We start from the raw sequence: 18,034 nt of genomic DNA on the forward strand, positions 1-18,034 counted from the left end.
AGGATAGGCAGGCGCGGGGCCTCCTAGTGGTTGCGGGGGGCGTACATGATCACGGCCATGCCGGCCAGGCAGATCAGGGCGCCGATCACGTCCCACCGGTCGGGGCGGTAGTTGTCGGCCACCATGCCCCAGGCGATCGAGCCGGCGACGAAGACACCGCCGTACGCGGCGAGGATGCGGCCGAACTCGCCGTCCGGCTGGAGCGTGGCGACGAAACCGTAGGCGCCGAGGGCGATGACGCCCGCACCGATCCAGATCCAGCCGCGGTGCTCACGCACGCCCTGCCAGACCAGCCAGGCGCCCCCGATCTCGAAGAACGCGGCGACGACGAACAGGGCGACGGAGCGGGTGATGGACATGGGGCTCAGCGTTTCACGAGGTGACGGGCCGGATGGGCGCCGAGTGCGGGGCCGGGCGGCAGGTGCGTGAGGGCCGAGCGAGCGGTGAGGGCGCGCCGAACCGGTCGGCCAATACGGATAATTCAGGGCGATCTGTATCTTCGGGGCATGGTAGTGACGCATGGAGTCGCACGAGCCCTCTCCACGAAAGCCCCGGCAGTGGTGCCGGCCGCACCAGCGGCGGTGGCAGTGGCTGCGGCTGCGGCAGTGGCGCTGGCTTCGACGGTGGTGGTGGGGGCGGGCACCGCGGCTGCCGCTCCTTCTGTGTCTCTGCTCCCTGCGTCCTCTGCGCCCTCCCCGGCCCTTGTGTCTTCCTCCGCTCTTGCGCCTTCCCGGGCCGTCGCGGCCTCGTCCGCCCTTGCGCCCGAGGCCGATGTGTCGCACCACGGGCATGTCCTGCTGTGGGGTTCGGGGCTCGGGGTCCGGGTACGGACCGAGAACCACGGCCCGTCGAGCCTCACGGGTGTGACCGTGCGCGTGCGGACATCGGTGGCGCTCGCCGCGCGGCAGGAGCTTCCGCGGAGCTGTCTGCAAAGCGACCGGTGGACCGTGCTGTGCCGGACGGGCGCGCTGCACGCCGATGGGGCGGAGGAGCGGCGGCTCGCCCTCGATCTGCGGCTCGTGGGGCGGCCGGACGAGGTGGTCGTACGGGTCGACACGCTGTGGAACGGCGGCGCGACCGACCGGAACCCCGCGAACAACGACCACGAGGTGCTGGCTCCGGCCACCGGGGACGAGTACGTGTTCTGAGCCCGGGTGGGGCATGCGGGCTTCGTGGACGGCGGTTCGGGTTCCGCGGCCGGAGCCGCGGGGCGCGTGCTCATCGGGTGAGGGCGGCCCGCAGCTCCGCCGGGCCGGGGTGCTCGCTCGCCCAGGCGATGTAGCCGTCGGGGCGGACGAGCAGGGTGGTGGCGCGGTCGCTCCGCCAGTGGGCGTGCACCAGCGGGGTCGATGACGGCGGAGCGGTGGCGCCGGCGGGGGTGACGAGGACGAACGTCCCGTCGCGCAGCAGCTGGTGCAGACGGCCCTCCCGCAGGCTCAGGTCGGGGGCGCGCTTCGAGGTGAGGGGATGTGCGCCGCGCGGGGCCGGGTAGGCGATCGAGATGCCGGAGACCATGCCGATGGTCTTGTCGGAGGCGGGCCGGACCGTGGACAGCACGTTGGCGGTGAGGGTTCTGACCGCTCGCTGGAGCGGGGTGCGTGCCATGGCGAGGCGGACGAGCGCGCCGCTGGAGCGGAGCACTCTCGTGCCGACCGGGTGCCGTTCGGCGTGGTAGCTGTCGAGGAGCGCCTCCGGGTCGGCCGTCTGCCCCCGCAGTACGGCGGCGAGCTTCCAGGAGAGATTGGCGGCGTCCTGAAGGCCGGTGTTCATGCCCTGGCCGCCCGCGGGCGAGTGGACATGGGCGGCGTCCCCGGCGAGGAAGACCCGGCCGGTGCGGTAGCGCGGAACCTGGCGCTCGTCGCTGTGGAAGCGGGAGATCCAGCGGGGGTCGTGCATGCCGTAGTCGGTGCCGAGGGCGCTGCGGGTGATCTCGCGCAGCTCTTCGAGATCGACGGGGTCGGAGGGGCCGCTGTCGGCGGCCTGGCGGGAGTGGCTCCACCCCATCACGCGGTACCAGCCGTCGCCGAAGGGCGCGATGAAGGCGAAGGCGTCCCCGCCGCCGCTGACCGTGAGGGTGTCGTCCGGCTCCTCGGTGAGCCGGACGTCGGCGAGGGCGATCGATTGGATCACGGACTTGCCGGGGAAGGGCAGGCCGAGTGCCTGGCGCACGGGGCTGCGCATCCCGTCGGCGCCCACGAGATAGCGGGCGGTGAGAGTGGCCCGGCTGCCGTCCGGCTCGCGCAGCTCGGCGCTGACCGATTCCGACGGGGCGCTCTGCCGGAGCCCGGTCAGCTCCGTCTCGTACCGGAAGTGGACGCCGGCGGTGCGGGCCCGGCGCTCCAGCAGCTGCTCCACCTCGTACTGCGGGGTGATCAGCACGAAGGGGAAGCGGGTGTGCAGCCGGCCGAGGTCGAGTGAGAGCTTGCCGAAGAAGCGCAGGGAGCTGAGGGGGGTGCCCGTCTTGATCAGCTCGTCGGCCAGGCCGCGGCTGTCGAGCAGTTCGAGCGTGCGGGCGTGCACGGCGAAGGCGCGCGTCATATTGCTCGTCCGGTGCGGGCGGCGCTCCACGAGCGTCACGGAGATGCCCTGGGCGGCGAGATCCCCTGCGAGCAGCAGGCCGGTGGGGCCCGCGCCCACGACGATGACGTCGACGCTCTCGGGTGTGGTGCGCGGGGTGGTGGTCATGACTGCCTCCTGGGCCCGTTCATCAACTTTCACCTTCGTGCCAACGAGCGTTGGTCAACGCTTGTTGGCAACGGTAGTCCCGACGGGGCTGGCATGTCAACGCTTGTTGGCCTACATTTGTTGGCATGACGAAGCCCGCCACTGCGCCCCGCCGTTCGGATGCCACCAAGGCGGCGATTCTCGAAGCCGCGCGCGAGCGGTTCGCCGCCGACGGGTACGAGCGCGCCACCATCCGGGCCATCGCCCGTGACGCGAACATCGACCCGTCGATGGTCATGCGCTACTACGGCAACAAGGAGGGGCTGTTCGTCGCCGCGTCCGCGATCGATCTGCGGATGCCCCAGCTGGGGGCGTTGCCGGGCAAGCACGTCGGTTCGGTCCTCGTCACGCACTTCATGGACCGCTGGGAGAACGACGACGTGCTCACGGCCATGCTCCGGGTCGGTGTCACCAACGAAGCGGGTGCGGAGCGAATGCGGGCGGTCTTCGCCGAGCAGATCGGCGCGGTCACGGCCGGTGTCTGCCCCGTTCCGGCCGAAGCGCCCCACCGTGCGGCGCTCGTCGCCTCGCAGATACTCGGAATGGCGCTCACGCGCTACGTGCTGCGCTTCGGGCCGGCCGTCGAGATGTCGCGCGACGAGGTGATCGCCTGGCTCGCGCCCACCGTCCAGCGCTACCTGACCGCCGAGGCGCCGTAGGGCCTGCCCGACGGATCAGGGGGTGCCGGTGAATCGGGGGCCTGCCCGGCGGATCGGGGGGTGCCGGTGAATCGGGGCCTGCCCGGCGGATCGGGTCGGGGCGGACGAGTTGTCTGCTTCGTACACTCTCTGCATGTCGCAGATGTCCCAGCAGTCCCGCCGCAGTGCGCTGATGGCCGAGCTGACCGTCGAGTCGCGCCGCTACATGGCCGCGTACGCGCTCTTCAACCAGGCCGTCGCGGACCATCTGCGGCTCCACCCGACCGACCTGCAGTGCCTCAATCTGCTCGGCCTGGAGACGGGCCCGGTCACCACGGGCCGCATCGCGGAGCTGACCGGGCTGACCACGGGGTCGGCGACCCGGCTGGTCGACCGGCTGGAGCGGGGCGGGTACGTGACGCGCGAGCGCGACACCGTCGACCGGCGGCGGGTGCTCGTCGCGACCGTGCCGGAGCGGATGGCGGAGATCGGCGCGGTATGGCAGCGGCTGAACGGGGCGTGGGCGGCCATGTTCGAGGCGTACGACGACAACGAAGTGGCCCTGCTCATCACTCACATGCGGCGGACGGTCGAACTGAGCGCATCGCAGGTCGAGGCGTTGCGGAAGGCCGGCGACGCGACCGCCGAGGGCGATGCGACGGCCGCCCGGCCTTCGGGCACCCGCCCCGGGCCTTTGGGAAGCGACCTCAGGCCTTCGGATACCGGCCCCGGGCGGGGCTGACGCCGTACCGCCTCCCCGGAACTACGCCCCGTCCGCCGGAGCGGGCGCGAATTCGTGGAGCGCCTTGGTGACGATCGCTTCCAGATGGGAGTGGTGGGCGCCCCGCCAGTAGACACGGTCGCACTCCGTGCACTGCGCGAAGACGTCGTACGAGCGCCGGGTGCCGTGCTCCAAGTGGTCGCTGACCGAGTCCTTGTCGGCCGTTCTCAGCGGGCCGTTGCAGGCGGTGCACCTGGTCCAGGGAGCGAGGTGCGGGGCGAACCGGCCCAGCACGTCGCGGAGTTGGTCCTCCGGGCGGTCGCTGTAGACATACGCCCCGGCCCAGATCTCCCGGCGGTGCAGCAGCCCCCGGTCCCGCGAGAGCAGTACGCGCCGCTCGTCCGCCGACCGGGTGGCCAGCGCGGGATCGCCGATGTCCTCGCTCTCGTACGCCGCGTCCACACCCAGCAGCCGCAGCCGACGGGCCAGCGTGCCGAGGTGGACGTCGAGCAGGAACCGCAGCGGCGCGCCCGGGACGTGCTGGGGGCGCTCCACGGCCCGTACCTCGACCAGTTCGCCGTCCCCGGGGATGTGCGAGACGGGCACGGGGCGGCCGTCGACCAGGATCTGCCCGGCCTCGGTGAGCGGGATGCCGAGCGACTCCACGACATGGCCGAGGGTGGAGGCGCCGTCGGTGGTCACGGCCGTGCGTCCCCGGCGGCGCTCATGGGCGACGAAGAGCCGCAGCTCGGGGGCGACTTCGAGGTGGATCTCCGGTCCGTTCACCCCGTCAGGATGTCATCGGCAGGGGTGTACCAGCCAGGGGGTTTCGATCCAGGGGTGTGCCGGCCAGGGGGTTCGACCGCCCGCGGGTGCGGTCAGGGACGGAAGGCGGCGGCGTGTTCCGCGGCCCAGGCGGCGAAGGTACGGGCCGGGTGGCCGGTCAGCTTCTCGACGTCGCCGGTCACCTCGTCCGGGGAGCCGTCCGTGGCGGCCGCGTACGCGAGCAGTGCGTCGGCGACCTGCTCGGGCAGATAGGCGGCCATCGACTCCTTCCAGGCCGCCCCGGACACGGTATTGACGGTGATGGGGTGCCCGCTCGCCGCTGCCAGCAGCCCGACCTGTTCGGCGGCGGTCAGCGACTCGGGGCCGGTCAGGTGGTACGCGACGCCCCGCAGTCGGGGGTCGGTGAGAACGGCGAAGGCGGCCTCCGCGATGTCCGCTCCGTCGATGGGGCTGCTGTAGCTGTTGGGGTAGGGGAGGTCGACGGAGCCGTGGGCCCGTACCGAGTGCGCCCACTGGTACGCGTTGCTGGCGAAGGCGCCCGGGCGGAGCGACGTCGTGATGAGGGGCGAGGCGATCAGGGCCTGCTCCACCGCGTGGTGGGAGGCGGCGATCGGGTTGTCCCCGGCGTCCGGGGCGAGGACCGAGCTGGACGAGAGCAGCACGATGTGGTCGACCCCGGCGGTCTCGGCGGCGGCGAGGAAGGCGTCGATGCCGGACGGCTCGGCGTAGAGGAAGACGGAGTCGATGCCGTCGAGAGCGGCATCGAAGGTGCCCGGATCGCCGAGATCGCAGGTCACGACCGGCACGCCGGCGGGCAGTGTGGCGGCGAGGTCCCCGGGCTTGCGCGAGGCCGCGCGGACGGTGTGGCCGTCGCGGTGCAGCAGCGGGACGAGAGCGGCGCCGATACGGCCGCGGCATCCGGTGACGAGAGTGTGCATGGCGGAGGAACCTCTCCTCTGAAGATATGACTGCGCTGCGCATAGGTTGCGCAACGCAGGTAAATATCCCGGAGGAGTCCCGAGCCGTCAAACGTTTTCGGCAGGCACGCAGGCACGCAGGCGGGCGGGCAGGCAGGCGGGACCGAAAGCGCCGGCGGGGCGCGGGCCGGGCGCCTCTACAGTTCCCGCATGAAGATCACCGACCTCGAACCCGGCGACGCCCGACTGGCCGAAGACCTGCTCCCCGTCCTGCGTGAACTCCGCCCCCACCTCACCGAGGACCTCTTCCGTGAGATCTACGAGCGGGGGTACGGGCAGGGCCTGCGGTTCAGCGCCGCCTACGACGACGGGGGCGCCTGTGTGGGCGCGGCCGGGTGGCGCGTCGTCGACAACACCAGCCAGATCCGGATGCTGTACGTCGACGACCTGGTCACCGCCGGGGGTGCCCGCTCCACCGGGGTCGGCCGAAGGCTCCTCGGCCATCTGGAGGACCGTGCCAGGGAGGAGGGCTGTCTCCACCTCAACCTGGACTCGGGCACCCACCGCACCGATGCCCACCGCTTCTATCTGCGGGAGCGGCTGGACATCGTCGCGTTCAACTTCGACAAGACCCTCGGTTCGGACTGAGCGCCGGACGCCCGGACACTCAGTGCGGCGCGAACGCCTTCGGGGGTACGCCGACCGTGGCCGTGAAGTCCCTGGTCAGATGGGCCTGGTCGCTGTAGCCGAGCTCCGCCGCGAGCGCCGCCCAGTCCACCTGCCGGTCCGACTCGGCCCGCTCCAGCGCCTCGTGGATGCGGTAGCGGAGGATGACCCACTTGGGGCCGACACCGACGTACGTGGCGAAGAGCCGCTGGAGCGAGCGCGACGACACCCCCTCCATGCGCGCGAGTTCGCCGACGCGGCGCACCGTGCGGTCCGTGCGCACCAGGTCGACCAGGGCCATCGCACGCTCGGCCTGCGGGTCCGGCTCCGGGGCCAGAGCCAGCAGGTATGCGTCGAGCGCCGCCACCCGCGCGTCCTCGTCCGCCGGGCCGAGCACGTCCGACGGCGGCGCGGGCGGGGTGAACACCTCGGCGGCCGGAAGCCGCCGCCCGGTCCACCGGGAGACCGGCCGGTCCGGTGCGAACGGCCGGAATCCGCCGGGCCGGAACTGCACCCCGCAGACCCGGCCCCGGCCCGCCAGCTTCTGCGTGAAGAGAGCGAGCCCGATGCCCGAGACCTCCGCGAAATCGGCCTCGTCCTCGTACCGCTGGAAGACCAGGTTCACCGACGGGTGCGGCACCAGGTGGGAGGCGTACGGCTGGGACAGGTCCCAGTCGATCAGCCAGTAGTGCTCCAGGTACGGCCGTAGCCCGGCGGCGGGTTCACGGCGGCGGAAACGTACCTGGGCGAAGAGCTCGGGGGCGTCGACGATGCCCCGGGTGTCGCGTCGAGGACCGGCCATGACGGCGATCCTATGGCGCGGGGTCCACCACCCCCGGGCGCCCGGGACGGACGGCCGGGGGTGGTCGCTCCCCGGGGGCGTGGAGGCCGCCCCGCCCCGCACACGTGCCCTCCCCGGCCCATGTCCGCCTACCGGCTCCACACGTGCAGTGCGTCGCCCGCCTCCGTCACCGTGTACCAGGTGCCGTCGCCGAGGGCCGTGGGCGCGCCGGACACCGGGAACGGGTACGTGAGCTGCGCGGTCAGCCGCATCTCCGCCCCGGCCGTGCCCACCAGCCAGTGGCGCGCCTCGCCGTACTCCTCGTCCCGTTCCGACGTACCGGCGACGACGGTCTCCTCGTCGAGGAAGCCGCACGCGTAGTCCCAGAGCGCCTCGTCGGCGTCCCGGTCGTCGGGATCGGCCCCGGGGTGGCGGGGGACGGTGTGCTCGGTGCCGAGTTCGGACAGTACGGAACCGTCGACGACCCGGTGCACGCCGAGGGTCTCCTCGTAATGGGTCACCGTCAGGAAGCGGTCGCCGGAGGGGCTCACGTCGGTCAGGATCCGCTCGTCGTCGCAGAACCGCTGGACGGAGAGCCTCTCGCCGTCCCATCTGCCCCACAGCATCGGCACCCCGTCCTGGCCCTCGCCGACGCACAGCCCCATGCGGGCGGGGTCGGGGTGCGGGACGTGGTCCGAGCCGATCGCCGCGGTCTCCGCCTCCGCCCGGCCGAGCACCCGTCCGTCGGCGGCGTCGAGGACCAGCCACTCGTCCAGCGCCTCCGGATCGGGCCCGGACGCGGCGACCGGGCCGCGGACATGGGCCCACACGAGGCTCCCGTCCGCGGAGAACACGGCCGAGCCGCTGTCCGCGTGGAGATGGCGGCGGTCGGCCGCGTACTCCGCGTACGTGGTGTGCAGGGTGTGGCAGCTGCCCTCCCGGCAGCCGTGCCGGACCTCCCAGCGCACCGCCCCCGTCCGGTCCACCGCACGCACCGCGTGCACCCCGGCGAAGACCGCGAGGCCGCCGTCCGGGGCCACCGTGCAGGTGCCGAAGCCGCGGGGCCAGGGCGCGGGGAAACGGACCGCCGCCGCGTCCGGGGAGTCGGGGTCGACGACGGCCAGCTCGGTGTCACCGTGCTGGACGAGCAGGCACCGGACACCTGCCGGCCGCCCGCCACCGGGCGCGGGCCACCGCAGGAGAGCCGGGGCGTCCGCAGCGTCCCGCACCCGGTCCAGCGGTGCGGCGAGCGTGGTGACAAGGCGTGCGACGGCGGCGTCGACCATGTGGGCGGGCCCTCCCCCTCGTGCGTGGGTGCAGCGACTCGAACGTGCGTGCATCGGTACGAGGAGAACCGTACGGCCGCGGCCCGACGCGCATCAGCCCTGGTACGTGTCCGGGACGACGGCGACCGGGCAGGGCGCGTAATGCAGCACCGCGTGGTTGACCGGGCCCAGTTGGAGTCCGTGCCACCCGCTGCTCCGCCGGGCGCCGACGACCAGCAGTTCCGCCTTCTCGGCGGCGTCGATCAGTACCTGGTGCGCCGGTCCCTGTACGACCGACCGGTGGACGGCCGTTCCGGAATCGTCCCCTTCGGCCAGCGCCCCCAGGATCGCGTCGAGGTGGTCCTCGGCCCGTCGGCGCTGCGGGGACGCGGGGGAGCCGGGGAGCGGCGGGTGGGTCAGGAGCTCGTGTGCGGGGCGGCGCCAGGCCCGTACGGCGACCAGTTCCGCGTGGCGCGCCGCGGCCTGGGCCAGGGCGAAGACGGCGGCCGCCGAGGGCGCGTCGGCGTCGCTGATCCCGACGACGACGCGGCCGGGTTCCGCCGGTGCGGCCGGCAGGACCGCGGGAACCACCACGACGGGGCAGTGGGACCGGCCGGCCAGCGAGAGTCCGACGGAGCCGAGGAGCATTCCGGCGATCCGGCCCCGTCCCCGGGACCCCAGGACGACGAGTGCCGCCTTGTGGCTCTCCCGCACGAGTGCGGCCACCGGGTCCTCGGGCTGCACGTCGGACACCACGCCCACCTCGGGCCTGAGGTCCCGCACACGGTCCCGGGCCGAGGCGACGAGGTGCTCGGCGAGGGCCTGTTCGCCGGGGTGCTCGTCGTCGGCTCCGGGCCGCAGCCCCTCGTAGTGCTCCCACAGCGAGGCGTGCACGATGCGCAGGGGGAGCCGGGAGCGTGCCGCTTCCTCCGCGGCCCAGTCCAGGGCCCGCAGGCTGCCATCCGATCCGTCCACTCCGACGACCACGGGGAGCCGCATCGCGCACACCGCCTTCTCTCGGGGACTCTTCCGGGCGTTCCTACGGTTCGATCGTCAGCACCCGGTCCAGCGGGCGGCGCGGTGTGCGCGGCCCCCGGGGCCCGTATCCCAGACGGATGATCATCTGGGGGTGCCCGGCGCCGTGGACCGGGTCGCGCAGGACCCAGCGCAGGTCCGGCCACTCCAGGGGCTGGGTCGCGAACGAGGTGGACACCCGTTCCAGCGTGGCGGTGAGCAGGACGCGCTCCAGCGCCTGACCGGCGCGCAGCCAGTCCGCCGGGCGGTCGCCCCCGGTGCTCAGCAGGGCCAGCTGGGGCCGGCGCTCGAACCGGACATGGGGCCGGCCGGCGAAGGGGACGGTGCCGGCGAAGTCGCGGTTGGTCGCCCGCTCGGCGGCGTCGCGGGGGCCGAAGGCGTAGTCGGGGACGCCGTCGACCGGCGCGTCGGACTTCGTGTTCCTGGCCCAGTGCTCCTGCTCGGCCTCCCGTGCCGGGTCCCCGCGGTCGTACCCCTCGGCGTCCCGGATCAGGCCGAGCACGGTCTCCAGATGGGGCCCGGCCAGGAACGAGAAGTCCGCGCCCTCGGCGCCGGCCGCCGCGGCGAGACGCGCCCGGACGTCGTCGGGGATCGCCTGCTCGTCGAACGGATAGCGGCTGGTGTGCCGGTCCGCGATCGCGGGATGGAGCGCGCGCAGCGCTTCGCCGGACGGCCCGAGGGGGGTGTCGGGGCGGTCGTCCAGGCGTACGGATGCCAGGAGGGCCGGCTCCGACGGCGAGGGCAGCAGCGCGGTGACCGCGTCCAGGCCGTGGTGGGCGGCGGAGACCCGCAGGTTGAGCAGGGCCGCGCCGCAGCCGATGTGAAGGGCGCGGGTGGAGGGGTCGGCCTCCGGCATCCGGCGCTCGAAGTCGGCGCGGAGGACGAGGGTGCGGCTGCCGCGTCCGTAGCGGAAGAGCCAGGGCTGGGCGTTGTGCATGGACGGAGCGGCGGTGGCGTCGGCGACGAGGCCGGTCACCACGGCGTCGGTGAGTGTCTCGGTGGACATCGGACCCCCGGGGGTCGGGAACTGTCGATGTCTCTCCAGCATGTATCAAGAGCCGCCGAGGCGATATGGGTCTTTCCTCCCGAAGGTCGTGATTCCTGTGATTCTCGGGATCCCGTCGTGCGGGGGAACGCGGGGGAACGCGGGGGAAGGCGGAGGGTCGGGGCGCCGGTCTGTCTACGCGGGTGCCCCGAGCCGGGTGACCAGGTGGTGCCAGGCTTCCTCCAGGCGCTCCAGGGGCATGCCGCGCTCGGTGGTGAGGTGGTGCACGAGGGCGGTGTCGACGGAGCCGAGCAGGGTGTGCGCCAGCAGTTCCGGATCGCCGGGCACGTTCGCCTGCCGCAGCAGCATCGCGATGTGGTTGATGCGCAGATGGAGCGCCGGGACGGCGTAGTGGCGCAGCGGGTCGCTCCGGCTGGCCAGGATCAGCGGGTGGTGATTGCGTTCGTGGCGCAGGACGGCGGGTCCGAAGGCGTGCAGCCGGTCTGCCGCCGGGGCGCCGGGGCCCAGCGGCGCGGGGCCGGAGAGGAAAGCGGCCTGGAGCTGCTTCTCCCGGTGGTCCAGGAGCGCGATCAGGAGCCCGGCCCGGTCGCCGAAGCGCCGGAAGACGGTTCCCTTGCCCACTCCCGCGGCGGCGGCCACCGACTCCATGGTCAGGTCCGCCGCTCCGCACCCGGACAGGAGCCGGGAGGCGGCGTCCAGCAGGAGCGTGCGGTTGCGCGCCGCGTCCGCTCGTAGCTGCGGGGGCTCGTCGGTCGGGGCGAGCGGGAGATTTATCCGCTCTCCTCCTGGTTCGGGTACCTGTGAGGGAGGGATGACGGGGCCGGTCATGACCTCAGCGTAGCGCCCGGGAGGAATAAGTGGACCGTGGTCCGTTTAGCTGGTACAACTTTAAACGGACCACGGTCCGCTTGAATGTTCCTCGCAACCGCCTCGCCGCCTTCCGGGAGTTTCCATGTCTGTACGCATCCTCGCCCTCGTCGGCAGCCTCCGCGCCGGCTCGCACAACCGTCAGCTCGCCGAGGCCGCTGCCAAGCACGCCCCCGAGGGTGCCGAGATCGAGCTGTTCGAGGGCCTGGCCGATGTGCCCTTCTACAACGAGGATCTCGACGTCGAGGGAAGCGTCCCGGCGGCCGCCGCACGGCTGCGTGAGGTGGCGGCAGGGGTCGACGCCTTCCTGCTGTTCTCGCCCGAGTACAACGGCACCATGCCGGCCGTCCTGAAGAACGCCATCGACTGGCTGTCGCGCCCGTTCGGCGCCGGCGCCGTCTCCGGCAAGCCGGTCGCCGTGGTCGGCACCGCCTTCGGCCAGTACGGCGGCGTCTGGGCGCAGGACGACGCCCGCAAGTCCGTCGGCATCGCGGGCGCCGTGGTCCTGGAGGACGTCAAGCTGTCCATCCCCGGCTCCGTGACGCGCTTCGCCGACACCCACCCGGCGGACGACGCCGAGGTCGTCACCGCGATCACCGAGGTCATCGCCCAGGTGCGCTCGGCCGTCCCGGCGGCTGCCTGACCTCCGGGGCCCCTCGGGCCCTGCGTGTGCGACGGGCCCCTCGGGCCCTGCGTGTACGACGGGCTTGTCAGGCCCTGTGTGTACGACGACGGCGGTGGCCGGGCGAGAACGCCCGGCCACCGCCGTCGTCATGCTCCAAACGACCCTGGGCGGGTGAGCGCGCCCCGCCGCGGCACCGCGCCGAACGGGCCCGGGTCAGGGCCAGACCAGGCAGTACGCCTGGTGCCCCGCGTCATGCAGCCGGTGCGAGAAGTCCTGCCACTCGTGCAGGAGCTGGTACACGTTGAACGCGTCGCGCGGGCCGCCGCGGTCCGGGACCGTGGACCAGATGAACGCCGCGGCGCCCACCGACTCCTCGCCGACGCCGCGCAGCGGGTCGACGACCGTCATCGGAAGCTTGACCACCGCGTAGTCGGGGTGCAGCACGACCAGTTCCAGCGGGGGGACCCGGTGCAGGGGTATGCCCTGGATTCCGGTGAGGACCATCGCCGCCACCGTCTCCGGCTTGATCTTGGTGAACATGCCGCCCATGCCCAGCTCGTCGCCGCCGAGTTCCTCGGGGCGCATCGAAATGGGCACGCGTGCCGCGGTGGCCCCGTCAGGGGCACCGAAGTACTTGTAGGTCACCCCCACGCGGCCACCACTCCTGCTTCCGGCTTCGCCACCGTGCGTACCACCGGCCCGTATGCCTTGCTCGCGCTCCGCCTCACGCCGGTGCCGACCCCGCCGGGCAGGCTCGGGCCCCAGGTCGTCGGTCCCTTCGCCCACTCCGCCACCGCGATGCATATCTCATCCACCCGACTACTACTTAGGAGACACAGCCCCCGCCGCGCAACCCGATCATCGTGTCAGTGACCTCCCCCACGGGCGTGCGGTGAAACACCTGTCCGCAAGACCGTCCGCGGCTCTGACACCATGGCTTGTGTGAGCTTTCCCTATGACGCCCCAGTTTCGCAGACGCTTTTCGACCGCGCGTCCCTCGTGACGCCCGGCGGCGTGAACTCTCCCGTCCGTGCCTTCCGGGCCGTGGGCGGTACGCCCCGCTTCATGGTGTCCGGCAGCGGTCCCTACCTCACCGACGCCGACGGCCGTGAGTATGTCGACCTCGTGTGCTCGTGGGGGCCGATGATCCTCGGCCACTCCCACCCGGAGGTCATCGCCGCAGTCCAGGAGGCCGTCGCCCGCGGCACCTCGTTCGGTACGCCCGGCGAGGGCGAGGTCGCGCTCGCCGAGGAGATCGTGGCCCGGGTCGAGCCCGTGGAGCAGGTGCGGCTGGTGTCGTCCGGCACCGAGGCGACCATGTCCGCGATCCGGCTGGCCCGCGGGTTCACCGGCCGGGCCAAGGTGGTGAAGTTCGCCGGCTGCTACCACGGCCACGTCGACGCGCTGCTCGCCGCCGCCGGTTCCGGGGTCGCGACCTTCGCCCTCCCGGACACCCCCGGGGTCACCGGCGCGCAGGCCGGCGACACGATCGTGCTGCCGTACAACGACCTGGACGCCGTCCGCGAGGCGTTCGCCGCGCACCCCGGCGAGATCGCCTGCCTGATCACCGAGGCGTCGCCGGGCAACATGGGCGTCGTGCCGCCGCTGGACGGCTTCAACGCGGGGCTCAAGGAGCTGTGCGCCGCGAACGGTGCGCTCTACATCTCCGACGAGGTCATGACCGGATTCCGCACGTCGAAGGCCGGCTGGTTCGGCGTCGACGGGGTGCGGCCCGACCTGATGACCTTCGGCAAGGTCATGGGCGGCGGCTTCCCGGCCGCGGCCTTCGGCGGGCGCGCGGACGTGATGGCCCACCTCGCCCCGGCCGGCCCCGTCTACCAGGCGGGCACCCTCTCCGGGAACCCGATCGCCACCGCCGCCGGTCTCGCCCAGCTGCGGCTGCTCGACGACGCGGCGTACGCCAAGGTGGACGCGGTCTCCGCGGAGATCCGCGGCCTGGTCGGCGAGGCGCTGGCCAAGGAGGGCGTGGCGCACACGGTGCAGGCGGCGAGCAACATGTTCTCCGTCTTCTTCACCGACCGCCCGGTGCGGAACTACGAGGACGCCAAGCAGCAGGAAGCTTTCCGCTTCAACGCCTTCTTCCACTCGCTGCTGTCGCAGGGCGTCTACCTGCCCCCGTCGGCCTTCGAGTCCTGGTTCGTCTCCACCGCCCACGACACGCAGGCCGTCGAGCGCATCGCCGCCGCCCTGCCCGCCGCCGCCCGCGCCGCCTCGGAGGCCACCGCATGAGCGAGACCGCAAACCGCAAGGACGACGGAGGCCGCAAGGACAAGGACATCACCGTCGTCCACCTGATGCGGCACGGCGAGGTGCACAACCCGGAGGGCGTGCTCTACGGGCGCCGCCCCGGCTACCACCTCTCCGAGCTCGGCCGGCAGATGGCCGACCGGGTCGCCGAGCACCTCGCGGGCCGCGACATCACCCATGTCGTCGCCTCCCCGTTGGAGCGCGCCCAGGAGACGGCCACGCCGATCGCCAAGACGCACGGCCTGGACCTGGCCACCGACGCGCGGCTCATCGAGGCGGCCAACGTCTTCGAGGGCAAGACCTTCGGCGTCGGCGACGGCGCGCTGCGCAAGCCGGACAACTGGAAGCACCTCACGAACCCGTTCCGCCCGTCGTGGGGCGAGCCGTACATCGAGCAGGTCGTACGGATGATGGGCGCGCTGGACGCCGCGCGCGACGCGGCCCGCGGCCACGAGGCGGTCTGCGTCAGCCACCAGCTGCCGATCTGGATCGTGCGGAGCTTCGTGGAGCGGCGGCGGCTCTGGCACGACCCGCGCAAGCGGCAGTGCACCCTCGCCTCGCTGACCACCTTCACGTACCAGGGCGACAAGATCGTGTCGGTCGGGTACTCGGAGCCGGCGCGGGACCTGGTGCCGGCTCATCTGCGGGCCGGGGCGAAGCCGGTGAAGGGGAAGTCGAAGGCGTTCGGCGCGTAGCCGGCCCACGGACCGACGGGGCGGGCGGGGTGCGGGGGCCCCGGTCCCGGGCGTCGGATGCCGGTTCGTCCGTGGTCGCCGTTCTGTCCTCGATCGCCGGACGGGCTTGATTTTCGCCCGTCCGGCGATTTTCCGTCTGCCCGGCGATCGCTGTCCCCGGTGGTGGTCGAAGCACTGCTCCCACCCCGTGCCACCTGCTAGGTCATGCGTTCGGCCACGCCCGGGGCCTGGTCACACAAAGAATCATGTGCTAATCAGCGGAACCCTCGTGTTGATTCACCCATCTAAGCCTTCGCCAGTTTGTATGGACTTAAGGCAAAACGACCGCAGATGGGGTAATCATGCGCGACATCAGCCGAAGGGGTCTGCTCGGAGCCGGGCTTGGAGCCGCCGCCGCCGTCGGGGTGGCGGGCTGTGGCGCCTTCGGTTCCTCGGACGCGGGCCGGTCGGGGACCACGGGGGAGAAGGGTTCCGACGGAAGCACCCGCGGAACCGGGTCCGCGAAGAAGGACGTGCGGAAGATCGGGGACGGTTCCACCGCGGACACCGGGAAGCAGCCGCATCAGCCCGCCAAGCCGGTCCCGCTCGAACCCGGGCAGACGCCGCCGCAGTTCGTGATCTTCTCCTGGGACGGGGCGGGCGAGGTCGGCAACGGGCTCTTCCCGCGCTTTCTGGAACTCGCCAGGGATCATGACGCGGCGATGACCTTCTTCCTGTCCGGGCTCTATCTGCTACCCGAGTCGAAGAAGTCCATGTACCGGCCGCCCAACAACCCCGTCGGCGCTTCCGACATCGGATATCTCACCGACGCCCACATCAAGGAGACGCTGAAGAACGTCCGTCAGGCCTGGCTCGACGGGCACGAGATCGGAACCCACTTCAACGGGCATTTCTGCAGCGGTTCCGGATCGGTCGCGAACTGGTCCTCCGCCCAGTGGCGGAACGAAATCGATCAAGCGGTCTCCTTCGTCACCGAATGGCGTACGAACACCGGCTGGACCGACCTCGACCCGCTGCCTTTCGACTACCGCAAGGAACTGGTCGGAGGCCGTGCCCCCTGTCTGCTCGGCCAGGAGAATCTGCTGCCCACGGCGAGCAAGCTCGGCTGGCGCTACGACGCCAGCTCACCCGGCGGTACCCAGGTCTGGCCCAAGAAGCGGGAGGGCGTCTGGGACCTGCCGCTCCAGGCCATGCCGTTCCCGGGGCACACCTTCGAGGTCCTCTCGATGGACTACAACATCCTCGCCAACCAGTCGCTGAATTCGACCAAGGGCATGCCCTCGCGCTATCCCGAATGGCGCAAGCAGGCCACCCAGTCGTACCTCGCCGGTTTCAACCGCGCGTACTCGACGAATCGCGCGCCCTTCTACATCGGAAACCACTTCGAGGAGTGGAACGGCGGCATCTACATGGACGCCGTCGAGGAAGTGCTCAAGAAAATCGCGGGCAAGCCGGATGTGCGCCTCGTCTCCTTCCGGCAGTTCGTCGACTGGCTCGACGTCCAGACCCCGGACGTACTCGACAAGCTCCGCACGCTGGAGGTCGGACAGTCCCCCGAAGGCGGCTGGAACGCCTTCTTTAAACAAGCCTGACAACGGGCTTTACGGGCACTGAGGGGGGTGCCCGAGATCGTCGAAACAGCCATGCGAAACTTTTCACATGAGCTATGGCCGCGCACCCCGACGCCGCTTCACCCTGCTCGCCGCCCCCGCAGCGGCCGCCGCACTCGCCCTCACGCTGACCGCGTGCGGCGGGGACGGCAACAAGGCCGGAGGCGGTGGCAACACCAACTTCGTCACGGGCAGTGGCGGTATCTCCACCGTGGACAAGGGCGACCGCAAGGCCGCCCCGAAGCTGGACGGCGAGACCCTCGACGGCAAGCAGCTCGACGTCGCCGACTACAAGGGCAAGGTCGTCGTACTGAACATGTGGGGCTCGTGGTGCGGGCCCTGCCGCCTGGAGGCCCAGTACTTCTCGCGGGTGGCGAAGGAGACGAAGGACAAGGACGTCCAGTTCGTCGGGATCAACACCCGGGACCCCAAGAGGGGCCCCGCGATCAGCTTCGAGAAGGACTACGGGGTCCCCTACCCGAGCCTCTACGACCCGACCGGCAAGCTCATGCTCCGCTTCCCCAAGGGCACGCTGCGTCCGCAGGCCATTCCGTCGACCGTGGTCCTGGACCGGGACGGCAGGATCGCCGCCCGCTCCCTGGCCGCGCTCGACTCCGACAAGCTGCACAAGATGATCGACCCGCTGATCGCGGAGAAGTGATTCCGTGCACACCCTTGCCGCGCTCCAGGGCGAGAACTCGACGATCGTGGACGGGGCGCTGATCGTCGCGCTGCCGCTCGCCGTGCTCGCCGGGCTCGTCTCGTTCTTCTCGCCGTGCGTCCTGCCGCTCGTTCCCGGCTACCTCAGCTACGTCACCGGGGTCAGCGGCACGGACCTGGCGCAGGCCCGGCGGGGGCGGATGGTCGCGGGCGCCTCGCTCTTCGTACTCGGCTTCACCGCCGTGTTCGTCTCCGGCGGCGCGCTCTTCGGCTTCTTCGGTCAGACCCTCCAGGACAACAGCGGGATCCTCACCAAGGTCCTCGGCGTGCTGATGATCCTGATGGGGATCTTCTTCATGGGGCTGATGCCCTGGATGACGCAGCGTGAGTTCCGTATCCACAAGAGGCCGGTGACCGGGCTGGCGGGCGCACCGCTGCTGGGCGCCCTCTTCGGGATCGGCTGGACCCCGTGTCTCGGCCCGACGCTCAGTTCGGTGAGCATCCTCGCGATGGACCAGGGCACCGCCGGACGCGGGGCGGTACTGACCATCGCGTACTGCCTCGGCCTCGGCGTCCCGTTCGTGCTCGCCGCCGTCGCCTTCCGCAAGGCGCTCGGCGCGTTCGGCTGGGTCAAGCGGCACTACGCATGGGTCATGCGCATCGGCGGCGTCATGATGATCGTGACCGGTCTGCTCCTGCTGACCGGCGTGTGGGGCACGATGATGCAGCAATTGCAGGGCTGGTCCAACGGCTTCACGGTGGGGATCTGA

The 18,034-nt window shown here is 71.7% G+C and carries 20 protein-coding genes; 10 read left to right on the plus strand and 10 right to left on the minus strand.

The window, feature by feature from the left end; all coding sequences use genetic code 11:
• Positions 1 to 23 precede the first annotated feature (23 nt).
• Positions 24 to 359: a YnfA family protein gene (locus AB0D53_RS34350; protein ID WP_329814540.1), complete on the minus strand. Its 336-nt coding sequence runs from the start codon at positions 357 to 359 to the stop codon at positions 24 to 26.
• Positions 360 to 863: 504 nt separating this feature from the next.
• Here AB0D53_RS34350 and AB0D53_RS34355 point away from each other — a divergent pair.
• The gene (locus tag AB0D53_RS34355) at positions 864 to 1,148 is read left to right on the plus strand and encodes a hypothetical protein (RefSeq protein WP_362453166.1); all 285 of its coding nucleotides are present in this window, start codon (positions 864 to 866) and stop codon (positions 1,146 to 1,148) included.
• 70 nt (positions 1,149 to 1,218) lie between these two features.
• On the opposite strand, the gene AB0D53_RS34360 is transcribed toward AB0D53_RS34355, so the two are convergent.
• Complete coding sequence (locus AB0D53_RS34360) at positions 1,219 to 2,685, minus strand: FAD-dependent oxidoreductase (protein WP_362453167.1); 1,467 nt, start codon at positions 2,683 to 2,685, stop codon at positions 1,219 to 1,221.
• A gap of 125 nt (positions 2,686 to 2,810) precedes the next feature.
• Between AB0D53_RS34360 and AB0D53_RS34365 the strand changes: the two genes are divergently transcribed.
• On the plus strand, positions 2,811 to 3,383 hold the full coding sequence (locus AB0D53_RS34365) for a TetR family transcriptional regulator (RefSeq protein ID WP_362453168.1): 573 nt from the start codon (positions 2,811 to 2,813) through the stop codon (positions 3,381 to 3,383).
• A 142-nt stretch (positions 3,384 to 3,525) separates the two neighbouring features.
• The gene (locus AB0D53_RS34370; protein ID WP_362453248.1) at positions 3,526 to 4,104 is read left to right on the plus strand and encodes a MarR family winged helix-turn-helix transcriptional regulator; all 579 of its coding nucleotides are present in this window, start codon (positions 3,526 to 3,528) and stop codon (positions 4,102 to 4,104) included.
• A 21-nt stretch (positions 4,105 to 4,125) separates the two neighbouring features.
• Here the strand turns inward: AB0D53_RS34370 and AB0D53_RS34375 are convergent, their stop codons facing one another.
• Together AB0D53_RS34375 and AB0D53_RS34380 are read right to left on the minus strand one after the other, a co-directional pair.
• Positions 4,126 to 4,869 carry a Mut7-C RNAse domain-containing protein gene (locus AB0D53_RS34375; RefSeq protein ID WP_362453169.1) on the minus strand — a complete coding sequence of 248 codons (744 nt, stop codon included), beginning with the start codon at positions 4,867 to 4,869 and terminating at the stop codon, positions 4,126 to 4,128.
• A 92-nt stretch (positions 4,870 to 4,961) separates the two neighbouring features.
• On the minus strand, positions 4,962 to 5,807 hold the full coding sequence (locus AB0D53_RS34380) for an NAD(P)H-binding protein (RefSeq protein WP_362453170.1): 846 nt from the start codon (positions 5,805 to 5,807) through the stop codon (positions 4,962 to 4,964).
• A 189-nt stretch (positions 5,808 to 5,996) separates the two neighbouring features.
• On the opposite strand from AB0D53_RS34380, the gene AB0D53_RS34385 reads away from it, so the two are divergent.
• A complete protein-coding gene (locus AB0D53_RS34385) occupies positions 5,997 to 6,434 on the plus strand; it encodes a GNAT family N-acetyltransferase (protein WP_362453171.1) in 438 nt (145 codons plus the stop codon).
• Between the two features lie 19 nt (positions 6,435 to 6,453).
• On the opposite strand, the gene AB0D53_RS34390 is transcribed toward AB0D53_RS34385, so the two are convergent.
• The 5 genes from AB0D53_RS34390 to AB0D53_RS34410 form a co-directional block, all read right to left on the minus strand.
• Complete coding sequence (locus AB0D53_RS34390) at positions 6,454 to 7,254, minus strand: helix-turn-helix domain-containing protein (protein WP_362453172.1); 801 nt, start codon at positions 7,252 to 7,254, stop codon at positions 6,454 to 6,456.
• A 128-nt stretch (positions 7,255 to 7,382) separates the two neighbouring features.
• Entirely contained in the window at positions 7,383 to 8,519 is a 1,137-nt protein-coding gene (locus AB0D53_RS34395) for a hypothetical protein (protein ID WP_362453174.1), read from the minus strand.
• Between the two features lie 93 nt (positions 8,520 to 8,612).
• A complete protein-coding gene (locus AB0D53_RS34400; RefSeq protein ID WP_362453175.1) occupies positions 8,613 to 9,497 on the minus strand; it encodes a universal stress protein in 885 nt (294 codons plus the stop codon).
• 40 nt (positions 9,498 to 9,537) lie between these two features.
• Positions 9,538 to 10,539, minus strand: a complete 1,002-nt coding sequence (locus tag AB0D53_RS34405; protein ID WP_362453176.1) for a nitroreductase — start codon at positions 10,537 to 10,539, stop codon at positions 9,538 to 9,540.
• 174 nt (positions 10,540 to 10,713) lie between these two features.
• Positions 10,714 to 11,367, minus strand: a complete 654-nt coding sequence (locus AB0D53_RS34410) for a TetR/AcrR family transcriptional regulator (protein ID WP_362453178.1) — start codon at positions 11,365 to 11,367, stop codon at positions 10,714 to 10,716.
• Positions 11,368 to 11,491: 124 nt separating this feature from the next.
• On the opposite strand from AB0D53_RS34410, the gene AB0D53_RS34415 reads away from it, so the two are divergent.
• Positions 11,492 to 12,049 (plus strand): NAD(P)H-dependent oxidoreductase, encoded by a 558-nt coding sequence (locus AB0D53_RS34415; protein WP_362453179.1) that lies wholly within the window; start codon positions 11,492 to 11,494, stop codon positions 12,047 to 12,049.
• A 195-nt stretch (positions 12,050 to 12,244) separates the two neighbouring features.
• Here the strand turns inward: AB0D53_RS34415 and AB0D53_RS34420 are convergent, their stop codons facing one another.
• Complete coding sequence (locus AB0D53_RS34420; RefSeq protein WP_362453180.1) at positions 12,245 to 12,835, minus strand: hypothetical protein; 591 nt, start codon at positions 12,833 to 12,835, stop codon at positions 12,245 to 12,247.
• Positions 12,836 to 12,973: 138 nt separating this feature from the next.
• On the opposite strand from AB0D53_RS34420, the gene hemL reads away from it, so the two are divergent.
• The 5 genes from hemL (at position 12,974) to AB0D53_RS34445 (ending at position 18,034) form a co-directional block, all read left to right on the plus strand.
• A complete protein-coding gene (hemL, locus tag AB0D53_RS34425; RefSeq protein WP_362453181.1) occupies positions 12,974 to 14,281 on the plus strand; it encodes a glutamate-1-semialdehyde 2,1-aminomutase in 1,308 nt (435 codons plus the stop codon).
• Positions 14,278 to 14,994, plus strand: a complete 717-nt coding sequence (locus tag AB0D53_RS34430) for a histidine phosphatase family protein (RefSeq protein ID WP_362453182.1) — start codon at positions 14,278 to 14,280, stop codon at positions 14,992 to 14,994. Before hemL ends, AB0D53_RS34430 begins: the two co-directional genes overlap by 4 nt.
• A gap of 341 nt (positions 14,995 to 15,335) precedes the next feature.
• Entirely contained in the window at positions 15,336 to 16,586 is a 1,251-nt protein-coding gene (locus AB0D53_RS34435) for a hypothetical protein (RefSeq protein WP_362453183.1), read from the plus strand.
• Positions 16,587 to 16,653: 67 nt separating this feature from the next.
• Entirely contained in the window at positions 16,654 to 17,265 is a 612-nt protein-coding gene (locus AB0D53_RS34440; protein WP_362453184.1) for a TlpA disulfide reductase family protein, read from the plus strand.
• Between the two features lie 4 nt (positions 17,266 to 17,269).
• Positions 17,270 to 18,034, plus strand: coding sequence for a cytochrome c biogenesis protein CcdA (locus tag AB0D53_RS34445; protein ID WP_362453186.1), 765 nt, complete (start codon positions 17,270 to 17,272; stop codon positions 18,032 to 18,034).

Source organism: Streptomyces sp. NPDC048295 (assembly GCF_040652135.1).
GTDB lineage: Bacteria > Actinomycetota > Actinomycetes > Streptomycetales > Streptomycetaceae > Streptomyces.

Bases quoted from the DNA above. Each gene is read 5' to 3' on its own strand.
- AB0D53_RS34350 (WP_329814540.1), bottom strand. From the start codon at position 359: ATGTCCATCACCCGCTCCGTCGCCCTGTTCGTCGTCGCCGCGTTCTTC.
- AB0D53_RS34360 (WP_362453167.1), bottom strand. From the start codon at position 2,685: ATGACCACCACCCCGCGCACCACACCCGAGAGCGTCGACGTCATCGTC.
- AB0D53_RS34365 (WP_362453168.1), top strand. From the start codon at position 2,811: ATGACGAAGCCCGCCACTGCGCCCCGCCGTTCGGATGCCACCAAGGCG.
- AB0D53_RS34370 (WP_362453248.1), top strand. From the start codon at position 3,526: ATGTCCCAGCAGTCCCGCCGCAGTGCGCTGATGGCCGAGCTGACCGTC.
- AB0D53_RS34380 (WP_362453170.1), bottom strand. From the start codon at position 5,807: ATGCACACTCTCGTCACCGGATGCCGCGGCCGTATCGGCGCCGCTCTC.
- AB0D53_RS34385 (WP_362453171.1), top strand. From the start codon at position 5,997: ATGAAGATCACCGACCTCGAACCCGGCGACGCCCGACTGGCCGAAGAC.
- AB0D53_RS34390 (WP_362453172.1), bottom strand. From the start codon at position 7,254: ATGGCCGGTCCTCGACGCGACACCCGGGGCATCGTCGACGCCCCCGAG.
- AB0D53_RS34395 (WP_362453174.1), bottom strand. From the start codon at position 8,519: ATGGTCGACGCCGCCGTCGCACGCCTTGTCACCACGCTCGCCGCACCG.
- AB0D53_RS34400 (WP_362453175.1), bottom strand. From the start codon at position 9,497: ATGCGGCTCCCCGTGGTCGTCGGAGTGGACGGATCGGATGGCAGCCTG.
- AB0D53_RS34405 (WP_362453176.1), bottom strand. From the start codon at position 10,539: ATGTCCACCGAGACACTCACCGACGCCGTGGTGACCGGCCTCGTCGCC.
- AB0D53_RS34410 (WP_362453178.1), bottom strand. From the start codon at position 11,367: ATGACCGGCCCCGTCATCCCTCCCTCACAGGTACCCGAACCAGGAGGA.
- AB0D53_RS34415 (WP_362453179.1), top strand. From the start codon at position 11,492: ATGTCTGTACGCATCCTCGCCCTCGTCGGCAGCCTCCGCGCCGGCTCG.
- AB0D53_RS34420 (WP_362453180.1), bottom strand. From the start codon at position 12,835: ATGCATCGCGGTGGCGGAGTGGGCGAAGGGACCGACGACCTGGGGCCC.
- AB0D53_RS34430 (WP_362453182.1), top strand. From the start codon at position 14,278: ATGAGCGAGACCGCAAACCGCAAGGACGACGGAGGCCGCAAGGACAAG.
- AB0D53_RS34435 (WP_362453183.1), top strand. From the start codon at position 15,336: ATGCGCGACATCAGCCGAAGGGGTCTGCTCGGAGCCGGGCTTGGAGCC.
- AB0D53_RS34440 (WP_362453184.1), top strand. From the start codon at position 16,654: ATGAGCTATGGCCGCGCACCCCGACGCCGCTTCACCCTGCTCGCCGCC.